At 63.2% G+C, this 16,850-nt stretch carries 17 protein-coding genes; 16 read left to right on the plus strand and 1 reads right to left on the minus strand.

The annotated features are described in order from the left end of the window. Positions 1-642 precede the first annotated feature (642 nt). The 11 genes from OO730_RS06615 (at position 643) to OO730_RS06665 (ending at position 10,904) form a co-directional block, all read left to right on the plus strand. Complete coding sequence (locus OO730_RS06615) at positions 643-1,374, plus strand: glycosyltransferase (protein ID WP_264983796.1); 732 nt, start codon at positions 643-645, stop codon at positions 1,372-1,374. Positions 1,375-1,525: 151 nt separating this feature from the next. Next, the gene (locus OO730_RS06620; protein WP_264983797.1) at positions 1,526-2,269 is read left to right on the plus strand and encodes a GGDEF domain-containing protein; all 744 of its coding nucleotides are present in this window, start codon (positions 1,526-1,528) and stop codon (positions 2,267-2,269) included. A 253-nt stretch (positions 2,270-2,522) separates the two neighbouring features. Further along, positions 2,523-3,737 carry a bifunctional 3,4-dihydroxy-2-butanone-4-phosphate synthase/GTP cyclohydrolase II gene (locus OO730_RS06625; RefSeq protein ID WP_264983798.1) on the plus strand — a complete coding sequence of 405 codons (1,215 nt, stop codon included), beginning with the start codon at positions 2,523-2,525 and terminating at the stop codon, positions 3,735-3,737. Positions 3,738-3,815: 78 nt separating this feature from the next. After that, positions 3,816-4,283 (plus strand): 6,7-dimethyl-8-ribityllumazine synthase, encoded by a 468-nt coding sequence (gene ribH, locus OO730_RS06630; RefSeq protein WP_323373373.1) that lies wholly within the window; start codon positions 3,816-3,818, stop codon positions 4,281-4,283. A 3-nt stretch (positions 4,284-4,286) separates the two neighbouring features. After that, entirely contained in the window at positions 4,287-4,730 is a 444-nt protein-coding gene (nusB, locus tag OO730_RS06635; RefSeq protein WP_264983799.1) for a transcription antitermination factor NusB, read from the plus strand. Positions 4,731-4,756: 26 nt separating this feature from the next. Continuing rightward, positions 4,757-7,258: a leucine--tRNA ligase gene (gene leuS, locus OO730_RS06640; protein ID WP_264983800.1), complete on the plus strand. Its 2,502-nt coding sequence runs from the start codon at positions 4,757-4,759 to the stop codon at positions 7,256-7,258. A 717-nt stretch (positions 7,259-7,975) separates the two neighbouring features. Then, positions 7,976-9,058, plus strand: coding sequence for a YedE family putative selenium transporter (gene yedE, locus OO730_RS06645; protein WP_264983801.1), 1,083 nt, complete (start codon positions 7,976-7,978; stop codon positions 9,056-9,058). A gap of 10 nt (positions 9,059-9,068) precedes the next feature. Then, a complete protein-coding gene (locus OO730_RS06650; protein ID WP_264983802.1) occupies positions 9,069-9,290 on the plus strand; it encodes a sulfurtransferase TusA family protein in 222 nt (73 codons plus the stop codon). A 2-nt stretch (positions 9,291-9,292) separates the two neighbouring features. After that, complete coding sequence (locus OO730_RS06655) at positions 9,293-9,844, plus strand: DUF3343 domain-containing protein (protein WP_264983803.1); 552 nt, start codon at positions 9,293-9,295, stop codon at positions 9,842-9,844. Further along, positions 9,832-10,698, plus strand: a complete 867-nt coding sequence (locus tag OO730_RS06660; protein WP_264983804.1) for an NAD(P)H-hydrate dehydratase — start codon at positions 9,832-9,834, stop codon at positions 10,696-10,698. The genes OO730_RS06655 and OO730_RS06660 overlap by 13 nt, the downstream gene beginning before the upstream one ends. Next, positions 10,695-10,904 carry a DUF1858 domain-containing protein gene (locus tag OO730_RS06665; RefSeq protein ID WP_264983805.1) on the plus strand — a complete coding sequence of 70 codons (210 nt, stop codon included), beginning with the start codon at positions 10,695-10,697 and terminating at the stop codon, positions 10,902-10,904. The genes OO730_RS06660 and OO730_RS06665 overlap by 4 nt, the downstream gene beginning before the upstream one ends. Here OO730_RS06665 and OO730_RS06670 read toward each other — a convergent pair. Beyond that, on the minus strand, positions 10,901-11,431 hold the full coding sequence (locus tag OO730_RS06670; protein WP_264983806.1) for a cysteine hydrolase family protein: 531 nt from the start codon (positions 11,429-11,431) through the stop codon (positions 10,901-10,903). The genes OO730_RS06665 and OO730_RS06670 overlap by 4 nt on opposite strands. A gap of 133 nt (positions 11,432-11,564) precedes the next feature. Here OO730_RS06670 and lptE point away from each other — a divergent pair, with 133 nt between their 5' ends. The 5 genes from lptE to lon all read left to right on the plus strand — a co-directional run bounded on the left by lptE (position 11,565) and on the right by lon (position 16,670). Then, positions 11,565-12,062 carry an LPS assembly lipoprotein LptE gene (gene lptE, locus OO730_RS06675; protein WP_264983807.1) on the plus strand — a complete coding sequence of 166 codons (498 nt, stop codon included), beginning with the start codon at positions 11,565-11,567 and terminating at the stop codon, positions 12,060-12,062. Positions 12,063-12,069: 7 nt separating this feature from the next. Then, positions 12,070-13,059: a DNA polymerase III subunit delta gene (locus tag OO730_RS06680; protein ID WP_264983808.1), complete on the plus strand. Its 990-nt coding sequence runs from the start codon at positions 12,070-12,072 to the stop codon at positions 13,057-13,059. Further along, complete coding sequence (radC, locus tag OO730_RS06685; protein WP_264983809.1) at positions 13,056-13,736, plus strand: RadC family protein; 681 nt, start codon at positions 13,056-13,058, stop codon at positions 13,734-13,736. Before OO730_RS06680 ends, radC begins: the two co-directional genes overlap by 4 nt. Continuing rightward, complete coding sequence (locus OO730_RS06690; protein WP_264984137.1) at positions 13,736-14,005, plus strand: acylphosphatase; 270 nt, start codon at positions 13,736-13,738, stop codon at positions 14,003-14,005. The genes radC and OO730_RS06690 overlap by 1 nt, the downstream gene beginning before the upstream one ends. Positions 14,006-14,135: 130 nt before the next feature. Next, on the plus strand, positions 14,136-16,670 hold the full coding sequence (gene lon / locus OO730_RS06695) for an endopeptidase La (protein WP_264983810.1): 2,535 nt from the start codon (positions 14,136-14,138) through the stop codon (positions 16,668-16,670). Positions 16,671-16,850: the final 180 nt, after the last annotated feature.

Consider the following 16,850-nt stretch of genomic DNA (forward strand, 5'->3'; position numbering starts at 1 on the left):
ACGCAGACGGGCTGCGCAAGTCGCCCGGAACAGGCTCTAGGACCTGTCCAGCGTATTGTCCGTCACTGTTGAAACACCCGGCCATCTCCGCAGGGCGCACCTGAATACAAACCCCAGAGCGGACGGACAACCGAGAACCCAGCCCTTGATTGCGGCCTAGAAGCCGACAGCGAGGGGCGGCGGCTCCCGCAAGGAGATACACGCACCTCGCCATGGCCTTTATCTTTTTGCGAACTCAACGCGTACCAGTCCCCACGGATGGGAGCCGCCCCGAGCTGATCGGATTCTTGCCGAGATCTTGGGGGCGGCCGAGCTGGGAAAGCGCACTTTTTGCTTACTTTTTAGTGCGCCAGCTAAAAAGTCAGCCGCTGTAAAAGCGGAACACAATGTGGAGATAACGAATATCGTCAAACGCGAATGCGCTAAAACCCTAAAAAACAATGCGATCAAACCCGCCGCAAGCGGGTTTGGAGCCCGAAACATTCACCAAGTGAAGAAAATTTGCCCCCCCCTCTAAACAAACATTAATCGCTGTCGATAGAACCAGTGAACAGCGGGAATATACCCTGCTGTTCGGGAGACATGAATTAGGGGTTGGGAGACCCTTCAAACCCGCAGGGACGCGGGGAGGGAGACAGCAATATGGCCAGGGACGGCGATATGCTCTTTTCAGTCATAATCCCCTCCACAGGCAGACGGCCCAAGGCGCTGCAAAAAGCGGTCGATTCCGTAAACGCGGCAGCCCGCTTCGCCGGACTGGAACGGGGACAAGTGGAAATTCTCATCGGCTTCGACGGGGTCAAGGGCAAAAAGCCCGAGACAAACATGCCCGTCAGAAGTTTCAATCTGCCCAGGGACAACGACTGGGGCAACGGCATCCGCAATATCCTGCTGGGCGTGGCCGGAGGGGAAAAGATCATCTTCCTCGACGACGACAACGTCCTCAAGCCGTATGCCCTGCGCCTGTACCTCAAGCACTTCGACGCCGAAATGATCATCGGCCGCATCGACACGCAGCTGGCCTTTGACACGCCATTCCTGCCCCGGCTCGACGCTGGCTCCCTGGTCCGGCAGGGCAACATCGACCCGCTCTGCCTGTGCCTGTCGCGCAGGCTGGTGGTGGACCGGTGCGGAGGCTGGAACTACCAGGGCAAATACGAGGCGGATTATCTCAATATTCTCGACTGGCACCGGCGCGCCCACAGCGTGACCGTACTGGAAGACGTGGTCGGCGTTTACGACGCCGGGCGCTCGCTGGACAACAACGCCCTGTCCCGGAGGCAGGTATCCCTGCTCGACCGGCTGGCCGCGGAACGCAACGTGTCCGTCGGCGAACTCGACAGGCCCGTGGTCCGGGGAGCGGCCCTGGCCTGACCGGCCCGCTCGGCATTGCCGTTCCCGAAACGGGCCGCCGTTCCCATGCCTGAAGGCGAGGAGCGGCGGCCCGCCTCGTCCTGCCCCCCTTTCCATAACCCGAAAATCCGGCTATAGAATAACCCCACGCCCCACCGGAGGAACAGCAGCAATGACACCGACCACCAAGAGCCAAAGCCGCAAGAACGCCTGGCGCATCTTCAATTTCCAATCCGTGGCCTCCATGGCCGTCATCGTCGCCGCCGTGTTCCCCGCCATGCTCCTGGACGACCGCAGCCTGGCCCTGGCCTCGGTCCTGGCGGCTGCCGCCGTGGTGCTCGGCCTGTCCCTCTTTTCCTCCACCCGGCTCATGCGCCTCATCGAAGGCTGCCACGACAAGATCGCCACCCTGACCACCCACGACGACCTGACCGGCCTGCCCAACCGGCGCTGGTTCTTCGACCGGCTGGACGAGGAAGTGGACCGGGCCGGCCGGTACGGCAACGCCCTGTCCATGATCATGATCGACATCGACCACTTCAAGGACGTCAACAACTCCTTTGGCCACCCCCTGGGCGACCTGGCCCTGGCCGAAGTGGCCCGGCTCATAGCGGCCAACGTCCGCACCTCGGACATCGTGGCCCGGTACGGCGGCGAGGAATTCGTGGTACTGCTCCCCGAGACCACGGCCGAAAGGGCCTCCCGGGCTGCGGAAAAGCTGCGCATCGTGGTCGAGGTCAACGACATCAGCCTGGAAGGACCCGAGGTCAAGGTGACCATCAGCTGCGGCGTGGCTGAGATCGGCGCCCTGCCCAAGGCGGGCAAGGCGCGCGACTCGTTCATCCTGGCGGCTGACAAGGCGCTGACCCGGGCCAAGGAAAACGGCCGGAACCAGGTCATCGAATTCACCGCCTGATACCTTCCCGTCCCATATTTTCGCTCCTGAGCCGGTTGCATTTCCGGCCCTGGTGACTATTCTCCGAAGGTCGCGAGGGCATCCGCGAACACACGTCTTTGGACGCCCCCTCCACAATCAGCTGGTATAACATGCTTTATTGACAAAATATTTCTCCTTCCCCACTGGGCCCATTTACGGTAAGAAATGGTCCCCGTGCAGGGTGAGGAATACCCGCCAGCCACGGGAAAAACACATATCGAGGTGCGTGAACATGGCCTTATGCAAAATCGAAGAAGCCATTGAGGATATCCGCCTGGGCAAGATGGTCATCATGGTGGACGACGAGGATCGCGAGAACGAAGGCGATCTCGTCTGTGCCGCCGAGGCGGTCACCCCTGAAGCGATCAACTTCATGGCCACCTACGGGCGCGGCCTGATCTGCCTGCCCATGGCCAACACCATGGCGGACGCCCTCGGCCTGGAGCTGATGGCCAAGAAGAACGAATCCGGGTTCGGCACCAACTTCACGGTTTCCATCGAGGCCCGCGAGGGCGTGACCACGGGCATCTCCGCCGCCGACCGCGCCACCACCGTTCTGGCCGCCGTGGCCGACGGCGCCTGTCCCGAGTCCATCGTCACCCCCGGCCACATCTTTCCGCTGCGGGCCAAGGACGGCGGCGTGCTGGTGCGCGCCGGGCAGACCGAGGGCGGCTCCGACATCGCCCGGCTGGCAGGGTTCAAGCCCGCCGCCGTGATCTGCGAGATCATGAACGAGGACGGTTCCATGGCCCGCATGCCCGACCTCGAGGTCTACGCCCGCAAGCACAACCTCAAGATATGCTCCGTGGCCGACCTCATCGCCTACCGCATGAAGTTCGACGGCAAGTCCGTGACCAAGGTCGGCGAAGCCAACCTCCCCACCCGCTGGGGCAATTTCAAATCCGCAGCCTTCCACTCCGAGGCGGACGGCAAGACGCACATCGCCCTGTACATGGGCGACATCCACCCCGACAAGCCGACCCTCGTCCGCGTGCACTCCGAGTGCCTGACCGGCGACGTGTTCGGCTCCCTGCGCTGCGACTGCGGCCCCCAGCTGCAGGACGCCATGTGCATGATCCGCAACGAGGGCAAGGGCGTGCTGGTCTACATGCGCCAGGAAGGCCGGGGCATCGGCCTGGGCAACAAGATCCGGGCGTACCACTTGCAGGACCAGGGGTTGGACACCGTCGAGGCCAACGTCAAGCTCGGCTTCCCGCCGGACATGCGCGAATACGGCACCGGCGCACAGATCCTGGTGGCGCTGGGCGTCTCCAAAATGCGGCTGATGACCAACAACCCCAAGAAAATGGTCGGACTCGAGGGCTACGGCCTGGAAGTCACCGAACGCGTGCCCATCGAGGTGGGATCCTGCGAGTTGAACCAGAAATATCTGGAGACCAAGCGCGACAAGATGCACCACCTGATCAAGGGCAACAACGGCGACTAGGCCGCGCCCATTTGATTTTCGAAAACGGATAACATATTACACTGCTATATAGCTCATTTCCAGTAGGGAGAAGACACCATGTCCATGAAGACCATCGAAGGGCAGTTGAATGCCAAGGGACTCAAAATCGCCATCGTGGCCGCGCGCTTCAACGATTTCATCGTTGACCGGCTCATCTCCGGTGCGGTGGACTACCTGGTCCGCCACGGCGGCAGCGAGGACGACCTAACCCTGGTCCGACTACCCGGTGCCTTCGAGCTCCCCATCGCCGCCCAGAAACTGGCCCGCTCCGGCAACTACGACGGCGTCGTCGTGCTCGGCGCGGTCATCCGCGGCGCCACCCCGCACTTCGATTACGTTTGCAACGAGTGCGCCAAGGGCGTGGCCCAGGCCAGCATGGAGACCGGCGTGCCCATGGGCTTCGGCCTGCTCACCTGCGACTCCCTGGACCAGGCCATCGAACGGGCCGGCTCCAAGGCGGGCAACAAGGGCGTGGAGGCAGCTTCCGCCCTGCTCGAAACCGTCCGGGTGCTGGAGCAGCTCTAGCCCATGGCATCCACAAGAAAGGGCAACAGGCCCGGCATACGCAGGGTGGGACGCACCCTGGCCTTTCAGGTGCTCTATTCCATGCACTTCCGGGAAACCGGCGGCATGGACATGGAAACACTGTTTTCGACCAACCCGCTGGTCCTGGAGCAGGGCTCCGAGACCGCGCACGACTTCGCCCTTGACCTGGTCATGGGCGTGGACGCGCACCTGGCGGAAGTCGACAAGGCCATCGAGGCTCACTCGCAGCACTGGAAGATCGAACGCATCGCCATGGTGGAGTTGTCCATCCTGCGGCTCTCGCTCTATGAGATGATGTTCACGGACATTCCGGTCAAGGCCGCCATCAACGAGGCCATCGAGTTGTCCAAGACGTTCGGCGACGACAAGTCGCGCTCCTTTGTCAACGGCATCCTCGATGGCGTGGCAAAGACGCTCAAAAAGTAAATTTTCATCCCGCGAGGATTCTTATTATGGCTTTAGGTAAGTACACACCGGAAGCGATTGAGAAGAAATGGCAGAAAATATGGAATGAATCCGGCTGTTTCGAAGTTGAGACCGACCCGTCCAAACCCAAGTACTACGTGCTGGAGATGTTCCCCTACCCCTCGGGCAAGATTCACATGGGGCACGTGCGCAACTACTCCATCGGCGACGTGGTGGCCCGGTTCAAGTCCATGCAGGGCTTCAACGTGCTGCACCCCATGGGTTGGGACGCCTTCGGCCTGCCCGCCGAAAACGCGGCCATCAAGAACGAGACCCATCCCGCCGAGTGGACCTACCAGAACATCAGCGAGATGCGCGAGCAGCTGAGGCGGCTCGGCTACTCCTACGACTGGCGGCGCGAAATCGCCACCTGCCGTCCCGAATACTACAAGTGGGAGCAGAAGTTCTTCCTCAAGTTCCTGGAAAAGGGGCTGGCCTACCGCAAGGACTCCCCGCAGAACTGGTGCCCGACCTGCAACACCGTGCTGGCCAACGAGCAGGTGGAAGAGGGCTTGTGCTGGCGCTGCGACTCCGAGGTGGAACAGAAGGACATGGAGCAGTGGTTCCTGCGCATCACAGACTACGCGGACGAGCTGCTTGCGGACCTCGACACCCTCGAGGGCGGCTGGCCCGAGCGCGTGCTGACCATGCAGCGCAACTGGATCGGCAAGTCCTACGGCGCGGAACTGACCTTCCAGGTCAAGGACATGGACGAGACCGTCACGGTCTTCACCACCCGCCCGGACACCCTGTTCGGCGCGACCTTCATGTCCGTGGCCGCCGAGCATCCCCTGGTGGAGACGCTGACCGCCGACGCCGACAACAAGGCCGACATTGATAAATTCGTCAAGAACATCAAGGATATGGACCGCATCAAACGCGGTGCCGACGACCTTGAGAAAGAAGGCATCTTCACGGGCAAGTACTGCGTGAACCCGGTCACGGGCCGGGAGATGCCCATCTACATCGCCAACTTCGTGCTCATGGGCTACGGCACCGGCGCGGTCATGGCCGTCCCGGCCCACGACCAGCGCGACTTCGAGTTCGCCGCCAAGTACGACCTGCCCATGCAGGCGGTCATCAACCCGCCCGCGCTCCAGGAAAAGGGCGAGCGGCTCGACGCCGCCGACCTCGACGCCGCCTACACCGACCCCGGCTTCATGATCAACTCCGGCGAATTCGACGGAATGGAGAACGAGCCGGCCAAGAAGGCCATCGTCGAGCACCTGGACAAGTCCGGCAAGGGCACCATGGCCGTCAACTACCGGCTGCGCGACTGGAACGTGTCCCGCCAGCGGTTCTGGGGCGCGCCCATCCCGGTCATCTACTGCGATTCCTGCGGCGTGGTGCCGGTCCCCGAGGACCAGTTGCCCGTGCTCCTGCCCGAGAACGCCCAGGTGCGCAAGGACGGCAAGTCGCCGCTGCCGGAGATGGACGAGTTCGTCAACTGCGCCTGCCCCAAGTGCGGCGCGGCCGCCCGGCGCGAGACCGACACCTTCGACACCTTTTTCGAGTCCTCCTGGTACTACATGCGCTATTGCGACCCGCGCAACGAGGAGGAACCCCTGGGCGGCGAGCACCTGGACTACTGGATGAACGTGGACCAGTACATCGGCGGCATCGAGCACGCCATCCTGCACCTGCTCTACTCCCGGTTCTTCACCAAGGCCCTGCGCGACACCGGATTCGTCACGGCCAAGGAGCCCTTCGCCAACCTGCTCACCCAGGGCATGGTCCTGAAGGACGGCGGCAAGATGTCCAAGTCCAAGGGCAACGTGGTCGACCCCAACGCCATGATCAACCAGTACGGCGCGGACGCCACCCGGCTCTTCATTCTCTTCGCCTCCCCGCCGGTCAAGGAGCTGGAATGGTCGGATCAGGGCATCGACGGCGCGTACCGCTTCCTCAGCCGCCTGTGGAGGCTGGTGGAGGAACTGGAGGACGTGCTCACTGCGGAACTGCCCACCTCGGCTGCCGCCCCGGCGTCCGAAGCGGCCAAGGCGCTGCGCTTCAAGGAACACGACACCATCCGCCGGGCCACCAGGGACATCGAGAACGAATTCCAGTTCAACACGGTCATCGCGGCCATCATGGAGCTGGTCAACGAACTGTACCAGGTCAAGGACGAGCTCAAGCAGTCCGACCCCAAGGGACTGTCCTCGGCCATCGCCACCGCCGTGACCCTGCTCTCGCCCGTGGCCCCGCACATCTGCGAGGAGCTGTGGCAGGCCATGGGCCATTCCACCACCATGACCGCACAGCCCTGGCCGACCTTTGACGAAAAGGCCCTGGTCAAGGACGAGGTCACCCTGGTCGTCCAGGTCAACGGCAAGGTGCGCGGGAAATTCGAGGCCCCCAACAACGCGCCCAAGGACGAGGTCGAGAAGATCGCCCTGGAGCTTGAAAACGTGACCAAATTCACCGAGGGCAAGACGGTCCGCAAGATCATCGTCATCCCCAACAGGCTGGTCAACATCGTGGTCGGCTAGGCTCTCGCTTCATATTCAACGGCAAAAGGCCGGGAGGACATCGTCCTCCCGGCCTTTTCTTATCCGCAACACAAGAAAATCGACAACACCCATCAATCATCAAATCCATGTCTTACGCCAGCATAAACTCAAAGGAGGCCATGTATGGTTGATTGGAGTAAAATTTTGCCGCGCTCCGCGTTCGACATCCCCTGTCATCATCACTTTCCATTTCGCCTTTACGGCGACGTACTTTTGGACCAAAGCGGCCAAAAGTAAGCAAAAACCGCTTTTTTTGTGCGCCCTCCTGATATCGGGCCCAAGACCCTGTAGGCGACTTCGCTGCCCGACAGGACAGCCTGCCCTGCAGGTTCGGTCGGGCTGCGCTGCGTCGCCTTCGACAGGCTCTACGGCCCGATATCAATTGCCGGTCTCCGGTGTTGAAGCCGGAACATCTTGACTGGTCATGATACAAAGACTGCAACACACCATCCCGATTTTGAAAAAGAAAGGCCGTTTGAGATTCTTTCCCGGCCTTTTTTTGCGCCCAGTCTCCTACCTTCCGACACTGGAATTATATATAAGCTACATCAAACATATCAGCCTCATCTATACGAGGCGAGCCCCTCAGTATTATAAACGATTGGTTGCCGAGAGCTTATTTCTATAATTATCAAGCGATACGTCTCAAAATGGGAATTGGAGTGAATTAACGGCAAGCAGAAGAGGAGCTGGGGTATGAAAAACGTTTTTGCCACACGAAACGGCATCATTTTCGTCGGGCTGTTCATCGGGGTTTTGGCTGCATTGCTGCAGTATTGGGGGAATCCGGGCAACATGGGCATCTGCGTGGCCTGCTTCGAGCGGGACATGTCAGGGGCCCTCGGGCTGCACCGGGCGGGCGTGGTCCAGTACATGCGTCCTGAAATCATCGGATTCGTGGTCGGTTCCATGATCGCGGCCTTTGCCGCCAAGGACTTCCGGCCGCGCGCAGGGTCCGCGCCCATCGTCCGGTTCGTGCTGGGCGCATTCGCCATGATCGGCGCCCTGGTCTTCCTGGGCTGCCCGTGGCGGGCCATCCTGCGGCTGGCGGGCGGCGACCTCAACGCGCTCATCGGCCTGGCCGGACTCATCTGCGGCATCGGCATCGGCACCTTCTTCTTCCGCCAGGGCTATGACCTGGGCCGAAGCTACAAGACCCACACCTCCGTGGGGCTGATCATGCCGCTCATCATGCTCGGTTTCCTGGCCCTCCTGTTCCTGTATCCGCAGGTGGAGGGCGAGGCCAAGTCCGGCGTGCTCTTTTACTCTCTCAAGGGTCCCGGGGCCATGCACGCGCCCCTGCTGATCTCCCTGGCCGTGGGTTTGGCCGTGGGAGCACTGGCCCAGCGCAGCCGGTTCTGCACCATGGGCGCGTTCCGCGACCTTATCCTGTTCAAGCAGGTCCATCTCCTCATCGGCGTGGTCGCCCTGCTGGCGGCCGCCTTTGCGGCCAACCTCGTGCTCGGCCAGTTCAACGCCGGTTTCGAGGGCCAGCCCGTGGCCCACACCCAGGCGATCTGGAACTTCGCAGGCATGCTCCTGGCCGGGCTGTGCTTCGCCCTGGCAGGCGGCTGCCCCGGCAGGCAGCTGTTCATGGCGGGCGAAGGCGACGGCGACGCCGCGATCTTCGTCTTCGGCATGATCGTGGGCGCGGGATTCGCCCACAACTTCGGCCTGGCCAGCTCGCCCAAGGGCGTCGGCCCCCACGGCATCGCCGCCGTAGTCATCGGCCTGGCCGTCTGCCTGTTCATCGGTTTCACCATGCGCAAGAAAGCATAAGGAGCACACAATGAGCGAACTCATCGACGCGCGGGGCCTTTCCTGCCCCCAACCGGTTCTGGATACATTGGCCAAGATCGACGCCATGGGCTCGGGCGAACTCGAGGTCCTGGTGGACACCGAGGCCGCCAAGGAGAACATCAGCCGCGCCGCGCAAGGCAAAGGCTGGGCGGTTCAGTCCATCGATGAAGAAGGTGACGGCGAATACCGCCTCAAGCTGGCCGGAGGCTGAGCTTGAACTTTCGCAAACTGTTCGGGAGCAAGCCTTCCGGTCGGCCCGCCGAAACGCAGGCCGACCGGGGGCTGCTCGTCTTCGACAACACCAGCGAGGTCATCCGGGCTGAAAAAACCCTCCGGGAGAACGGCTGGTCCGTCAAGGTCATGGGCCCGCCCCCGGAAATCCAGCGCGGGTGCGACCTGGTCGTGGAAATTCCGCTGATCGAAGAACTGAACATCCTCCGCACCCTGGAGCACGCCGGGACAGCCCCCCTCGAAGTGGTGCCGGTCACCGGCCCGCTGCTCACCCCGGTGGACCTGTTCCAGGTCAAGGACTTCGGCGCGCACCTCATGGTGCGCGCCGCCAACATGAAGATCACGGTGGAGAAATCCACCCGGACCATCGTCAACATCTCGGGCGGCGGCTGCCCGGACGTGCCGTACATCGCGGCCCGGCTCATCGGCCGCACCCTGGACGACGCGCCCTCGCCCCGCGACATAGGGCACACCCTGTGCGGCTACGCCCTGAATCTGGCCTTCGAGAAGACCCTGGAACTATGCTCGTCGTAATCGGCACCATACCCGACCCCGAAGCCCCGCTGCTGGACGCGCCGCTCCAATGGGACGGCGACACCGTCAAGGCGGGCGGCGTGCCCCTTCCCCCGGACAGGGGGACACCCGCCCTTCTGGGAGCTGCGGCCATGGCCTGCCGCCATCTGGGCCTGGACCTGCCCCACGCCATGCTGGTGGGCGATGAAGGGCTGGGCGCAGGCAGCCGGAAGCTGTACGCCCACCTGGAAACGGTGCTGCCCGGACGCGACTACTCCACCCTGGCCTTCCATTATCTCCAGCCCGACGTGGACTGGCACAACAAGGTCCTGCTCGCCGCCCAGGCAATGGAATGCGCCCCCCGGATCGTGGCCGATGCGGGCTTCATGTACGCGGCAAAGATGAGCGGCGAGGCCGAGGCGTACGACCTGTTCACGCCGGACGCCGGGGAGCTGGCCTTTCTGGCTGACGAAACCGCGCCCCATCCCTTCTATACGCGCGGGTTCATTCTTCAGGATGAAAACAATGTGGAGGAACTGATCTGCCGCGCCTATGAGCACGGGAACGCGGCGACCTGCCTGCTGATCAAGGGACAAACAGACAGGGTGGCCGACCGAACCGGCGTCCTGTCAACGGTTTCGGAACCATCCGAAAATGCCATGGAAGCCATGGGCGGCACCGGCGACACCATCACGGGCATGGCCTGCGCCCTGATCGAATACGGTCTGCCCGTTCCCGAGGCAGCCCGCATCGCGGCCCAGGCCAACCGCTTTGCCGGGGAACTGGCCCGACCGAACCCCGGCTCCCAGATCGGCGAACTCCTGCCGCACCTGCCCGCCGCCCTGACGCGGGCCATGGAGGGGCTCTCCTCATGAGCACCCCCCGCATCACCCCCGACATGACCCTGCTGGACATCGTCCACAAGTACCGGGCCACGGAACCGGTGTTCCGCACCTTCGACGAACAGGCCGGGGAGTGTCTGCTCTGCAAGGCGCTGTTCGAAACAGTGGAAACGGCAGCGAAGCGCTACGGTCTGGACCTGGAAAAACTGCTGGCGGACCTGGAACGGGCAACGGTCTAAAACGAAAAATCCCCGGACATGATCACCCGGCAGAACCGCTTGTGCAGGGTCTGGTTGTGGTGGGCCACGATCTGCTCCCCGGTGAGTACGCCGTTGTCGTACGAGGTGTGGGCGTCGCCGATGAGCACGGACTCATAGCCGTGGGCCAGGGCGCTGCGCACCGTGGTGTCCACGCAGCACTCGGTCTGCAGCCCGCAGAAGACGAGTTTTTTCGCGCCCAGCTTCTTCAGGACGGCATCAAGGTCGGTGTCCCAAAATCCGTCGTAGGAGTGTTTGACCGAGACGGTGTCGCCCGGCTTCGGGGCGATCTCCCGACGGATGAACCAGTTGTGGCTGTCCTGCTCGAACTCCGAGCCCGCGCCCCGGGTGGTATGCTGGATATAGTGGACCGGGACGCCGTGTTCGCGGGCTGCGGCGATCAGTCCCTCGATGGTTTTCACGACGCGTTCGCCCTCGAACGGGACATACCCTTCGGTCTCGAACATGATATTCTGGACGTCGACGACGACAAGCACGGTATCGGCCATGGCTCAAGCTCCCGTATTGATGTTTCGGGGGTGTTGTCCTACAGGACGATGCCTCCGTCAAGCGACATTGGGTGGACTCTTGAGCCAATTCCCTTTACCATTCCCCCCACATTCGACACCCCGGAGGACAGTGATGACACCGCTTCGATATACACCCCTTTTCCTGCTGCTCGTTCTTGCCGGATGCTCGGGCTACAGCCTGGGCGAAGGCGGCGCCAGCGTGCTCGCGCCCGAGTACCGGACCATCTCCATCGACGAGGTGAACAACCCGACCACCCTGTCCTGGCTGGAGCCCGAGGTGCGCAAGCTGTTGCGCGACGAGCTGAACAACCGGGGGACCATCACCTGGACCGACGACAAGGCCAGGGCGGACGCGCTCATCTCCATCAACATCAACCGCTACCACCGGGCCACGGCCGTGGCCGGCGAAAGCGAGGAGACCCTGCGCTCCGTGGCCGTGTTCGAGTTCGAGGCGGTAATCCGCTCCACCCGGAGCGGGGGCGTGCTCTGGCGCTCGGGCCGCATGAGCCAGGACTGGCCCTTCTTCACGGGCGACGGAGCCAAGGCGGACGCCGAGGTGACCCGGCTGGGCATCCGCCGACTTGCCGACCGCATGACCCAGAACTACTAGGCGATTTATGAAACGGCCCAGATATCTCTTCCTCATCTGCCCCGACCCTCAGCTGATCAAGGCCCAGGTGGACGAACGGCTGAAACACTCCGGCCAGGACGGCTGGGAGACCAAGACCTTCTGGGGGGACGACGACGAGCCCCTGGCCTCCGCCTTCTGGACGGACCTGACCATCAAGTCCCTGTTCCCGCAGCCCAAGGCGCTCATCGTGCGCCGTGCCCACACCCTCAAGGCGGACCAGTGGGACAAGCTCGACGCTTCGGTCAAGGGGCTGGGCAACGACATTTTCCCGCTCTTCTGCCTGGAAGGGGAATGGAAGGGCAAGAAGGCCCCGGTGCCGCCCGCCCTGTCCCGGCGCACCCTGTTCAAGAAGGCCCGCGACGAGGGATGGATATGGGAATCCAGCGGCCTGGACCAGCGGTCCATGGCCGACTACGTCAAGCAGTGGGCGGCAGGGGCCGGACTGACCTTCGAGCCCGGCGCGGGGCAGGCGCTGGCTTACGCCCTGCCCACGGACGCAGTGGCCGCCCGGCTGGAGCTGGACAAGATCGAGCTGGCCGCCGGCGATGAAAAGCTGGTCCGCAAAGAGCACTCCGGACTGGTGGCCCAGACCGGCGAGATGGCCTTTTTCGATCTCATGGACGCCCTGGAACGGCCCGGCGCCGAGGCCGCCGTCTGGAAGCGGGTCATCGACGACCACGGCAAGTCCGCCAAGGATCAGATGCTCTTCAACCTGATCGGGTTCCTGGCCAGCCAGGCCCGCCTCTACTGGATGCTCGCCCACAACGAGAACCCCAAGGGCAGTCCCTTCATGATGCGCAAGAAGGCTCCCCTTGCCCAGCGGCTGGGCGCGGCGGGCGTGGCCCGCATGATCGATCTGGCCATGGAGGCAGAGCTGTCCCTCAAGACCGGCGAGCGCAAGTACGAGGAGGCCCTGGACATGCTCATGGCCGGGCTCATCGACCTGTTCCAACCCAAACGCCCCGTCCGCCGATGACCAGGACCGCACCCCACTACGCAGGACACCGCCAACGGCTCAAGGAGAAGCTGGCCGACAACAGCCGCGCCCTTGCGGACTACGAAATCCTGGAGCTGGTCCTGGCCTCGGTCCTGCCCCGGCGCGACACCAAGCCCCTGGCCAAGGACCTCATCGACAGGTTCGGCTCGCTCAAGAACGCGATCATGGCCAGCCCCGACCAATTGGCCGAGGTCAAGGGCGTGGGCCCGGGCGTGCGGGCGCAATGGGCGCTCCTCCAGGAACTTTTCGCCCGGCTCGGCGAGGACCGGGCCCGGCGCGGCGCGCCGTTGAGCGACCCGGCGGACGTGGCCCGCGCGGCCATGGCCCGGCTGGGCAACAAGGGCACCGAGGAGTTCTGGGTCCTGTACCTGGACACCCGCAACCGGGTCATCGAATGGCGTCAGGCCGCCAAGGGCACGGTCAACGCCACCCCGGTCTTCCCGCGCGAAATCATGGCCACGGCCCTGCGCCTGGAAGCGGCCAACATCATCCTGGCCCACAACCACCCCGGCGGCGACGCCAACCCGTCCAAGGAGGACATCCTGCTCACCGGCATGATCCGGGAGGCGGCGGCCGGGCTGGACATCAACGTCCTCGACCACGTCATCGTCACGGATCACGACTATTACAGCTTCAACGACCAGGGACGGATGTGATGCAGCTGCGGGCCACGGTGCACGGCAAGGTCCAGGGCGTCTGGTTCCGGGCGTGGACCCGCGACACGGCCACAAACCTCGGCCTCACCGGCTGGGTACGCAACCTGCCCTCCGGCGACGTGGAAACCCTGGCCGACGGAACCCGCGAGCAGCTTGAGGAATTCATTCTCCGGCTGTGGGACGGCCCGCCCCTGGCGCGGGTCACGGACATCCGGTCCGAGTGGTCCGAAGCCGACAATGATTTCACCGCTTTCACCGTCCGCCGCTGACCCCCTGCCCCCCTCTCCCCCGCCCGTCCGGAAAACAGAAAAAATGCAATAATAATATACTTGCGTTCGGGAAATGACGACTTATTTGGTGTAACACGACCATTTTGCATACAAATACGAGGTTACTCCCTTGAGCAAGAAAACGAAGAAATCCCCCATCCGCCCCTCGCGCATCAAGCGCAGGAAGCCGGAAGGCATCAAGGATACATCCATAGGCACTCCCGAGCCCCCGGGTTCCGGCGGTCCGGGCAAGGGCGAAGAGCTGCCCGACATCATCGAGGCCCTGACCGGCGCTGCCGGGGCCTCCCCCCTGTTCGGCGAAGGCGAGGACATGCCCGGCCCCAACCCGGCGGACATCCCCCAGGTGCTCCCGGTCCTGGCCGTGCGCGACATCGTGGTCTTCAACTACATGATCCTGCCGCTGTTCGTGGGCCGCGAGAAATCGGTCAAGGCCGTCGACGAGGCCCTGTCCGGCGACCGCTACATCCTGATCCTGACCCAGAAGGACGAATCCGTCGAGGACCCGGACCCGGACGATCTCTACATGACCGGCACCGTGGGCATGATCATGCGCATGCTGAAGATGCCCGACGGCCGCCTCAAGGTCCTGGTCCAGGGACTGGCCCGGGCCAAGGTGAAACGGTTCTCGCAGAACGACCCGTACCATATCGCGGAACTGGAACCGATCATGGAGCCGGAGACCGGAGACCTCACCCCGGAACAGGAAGCCCTGATCCGCTCCTCACGCGAGCAGTCCGAGCGCATCCTGTCCCTGCGGGGCATCTCCTCGCAGGACATCATGTCCGTGCTCAACAACGTCTCCGAGCCGGGCAGGCTGGCCGACCTCATCGCGTCCAACCTGCGCATGAAGGTGAACGCCGCCCAGAAGATTCTCGAATGCGTGGAGCCCATGAAACGGCTGGAACTGGTCAACGACCAGCTCCTCAAGGAAGTCGAAGTGGCGTCCATGCAGAACAAGATTCAGACCATGGCCAAAGAGGGCATGGACAAGGCCCAGCGCGATTTCTACCTGCGCGAGCAGATCAAGGCCATCAAGCGCGAGCTGGGCGACGACTCCGACGATTCCGAGGAAATGGAAGAGCTCAAAAAGGGCATCACCGCGTCCGGCATGCCCAAGGACGTGATGAAGGAAGCCTTCAAGCAGCTCCGCCGCCTGGAATCCATGCACGCCGAGTCCAGCGAGGCCACCGTCATCCGGACCTACCTCGACTGGATGATCGAACTGCCCTGGAAAAAGATCTCCCGCGACCGGCTGGACATCAAGAAGGCCGAGTCCATCCTGAACGACGACCATTACGACCTGGAAAAGGTCAAGGAGCGCATCCTCGAATACCTGAGCGTGCGCAAGCTCAACCCGAAGATGAAGGGCCCCATCCTCTGCTTTGTCGGGCCTCCCGGCGTGGGCAAGACCTCCCTGGGCCGTTCCATCGCCCGGTCCCTGGGACGCAAGTTCCACCGCATGTCGCTGGGCGGCATGCGCGACGAGGCCGAGATACGGGGCCACCGGCGGACCTACATCGGGGCCATGCCGGGCCGCATCGTCCAGGCCATCAAGCAGTGCACCACCCGCAACCCGGTGATCATGCTCGACGAGATCGACAAGCTGGGCAGCGATTTCCGAGGCGACCCGTCCTCGGCCCTGCTCGAAGTGCTCGACCCGGAACAGAACTTCTCGTTCACGGACCACTACCTGAACGTGCCGTTCGACCTGTCCAAGGTCATGTTCATCTGCACGGCCAACATGCTCGACTCCATCCCCGGCCCGCTCATGGACCGCATGGAAGTCATCCGCATCCCCGGCTACACCGAGCAGGAAAAGACCGTCATCACCCGCCGCTACATCATCCCGCGCCAGATCAAGGAAAACGGCCTGAACGACGACGAGCTGGTCATCAGCGACAAGCTGGTGTCCAAGGTGGTGCGCGAATACACCCGCGAGGCGGGCCTGCGCAACGTGGAGCGCGAGATCGGCACCCTGTGCCGCAAGATGGCCCGCAAAAAGGCCGAGGGCGAGAAGGGGCCGTTCAAGATCACGGCCAAGAACCTGTACACCCTGCTCGGCCCGCCGCGCTTCCTGGACGACGAGAAAGAGCCCTCCCTGCCGCCGGGCGTGGCCGTCGGCCTCGCCTGGACCCCGGTGGGCGGCGAGATTCTGCACATCGAAGTGACCACCATGCCCGGCAAGGGCAAGCTGACCCTGACCGGCAAGCTCGGCGACGTGATGAAGGAGTCGGCCCAGGCCGCCCTGTCCATCGCCCGCGCCCGCGCCGACGTCTACGGCATCGACCCCAAGTTCGCGGACAATCTGGACATCCACGTCCACGTGCCCGCCGGGGCCACGCCCAAGGACGGCCCGTCCGCCGGCGTCACCCTGGTCACCGCGCTCATCTCGGCCCTGACCGACACGCCGGTCTCGCCCGACCTGGCCATGACCGGCGAGATCAGCCTGCGCGGCCGCGTCCTGCCCGTGGGCGGGGTCAAGGAAAAAATCCTTGCCGCCGTGTCGCGGGGCATGAAGAAGGTCCTCATCCCGGCCCAGAACAAGAAGGACCTGGCCGAGATACCCGACGAGCTGCTCAAGAGGATCACCATCAAGACCATCGAGAAGGTCGACGAGATTTGGCCCCAGGCCAAAATGAAATAAAGCGGCTTCCGATAGCCTTAACGTTGTTGTGAAGAAGGCCGCCCTTGTGGGCGGCTCAGATCGATGACGAAGTCCAACCTGACAGGCTGCCGAGAAATGGTCAGCTGCTAGGCGCAAAAAAAAAGGCAAGGCCGACGCGTATATGCAATACGCGAGGGTTTGCCTTTTTTGCAGCAACGA

Source organism: Pseudodesulfovibrio portus (assembly GCF_026000375.1).
GTDB lineage: Bacteria > Desulfobacterota > Desulfovibrionia > Desulfovibrionales > Desulfovibrionaceae > Pseudodesulfovibrio > Pseudodesulfovibrio portus.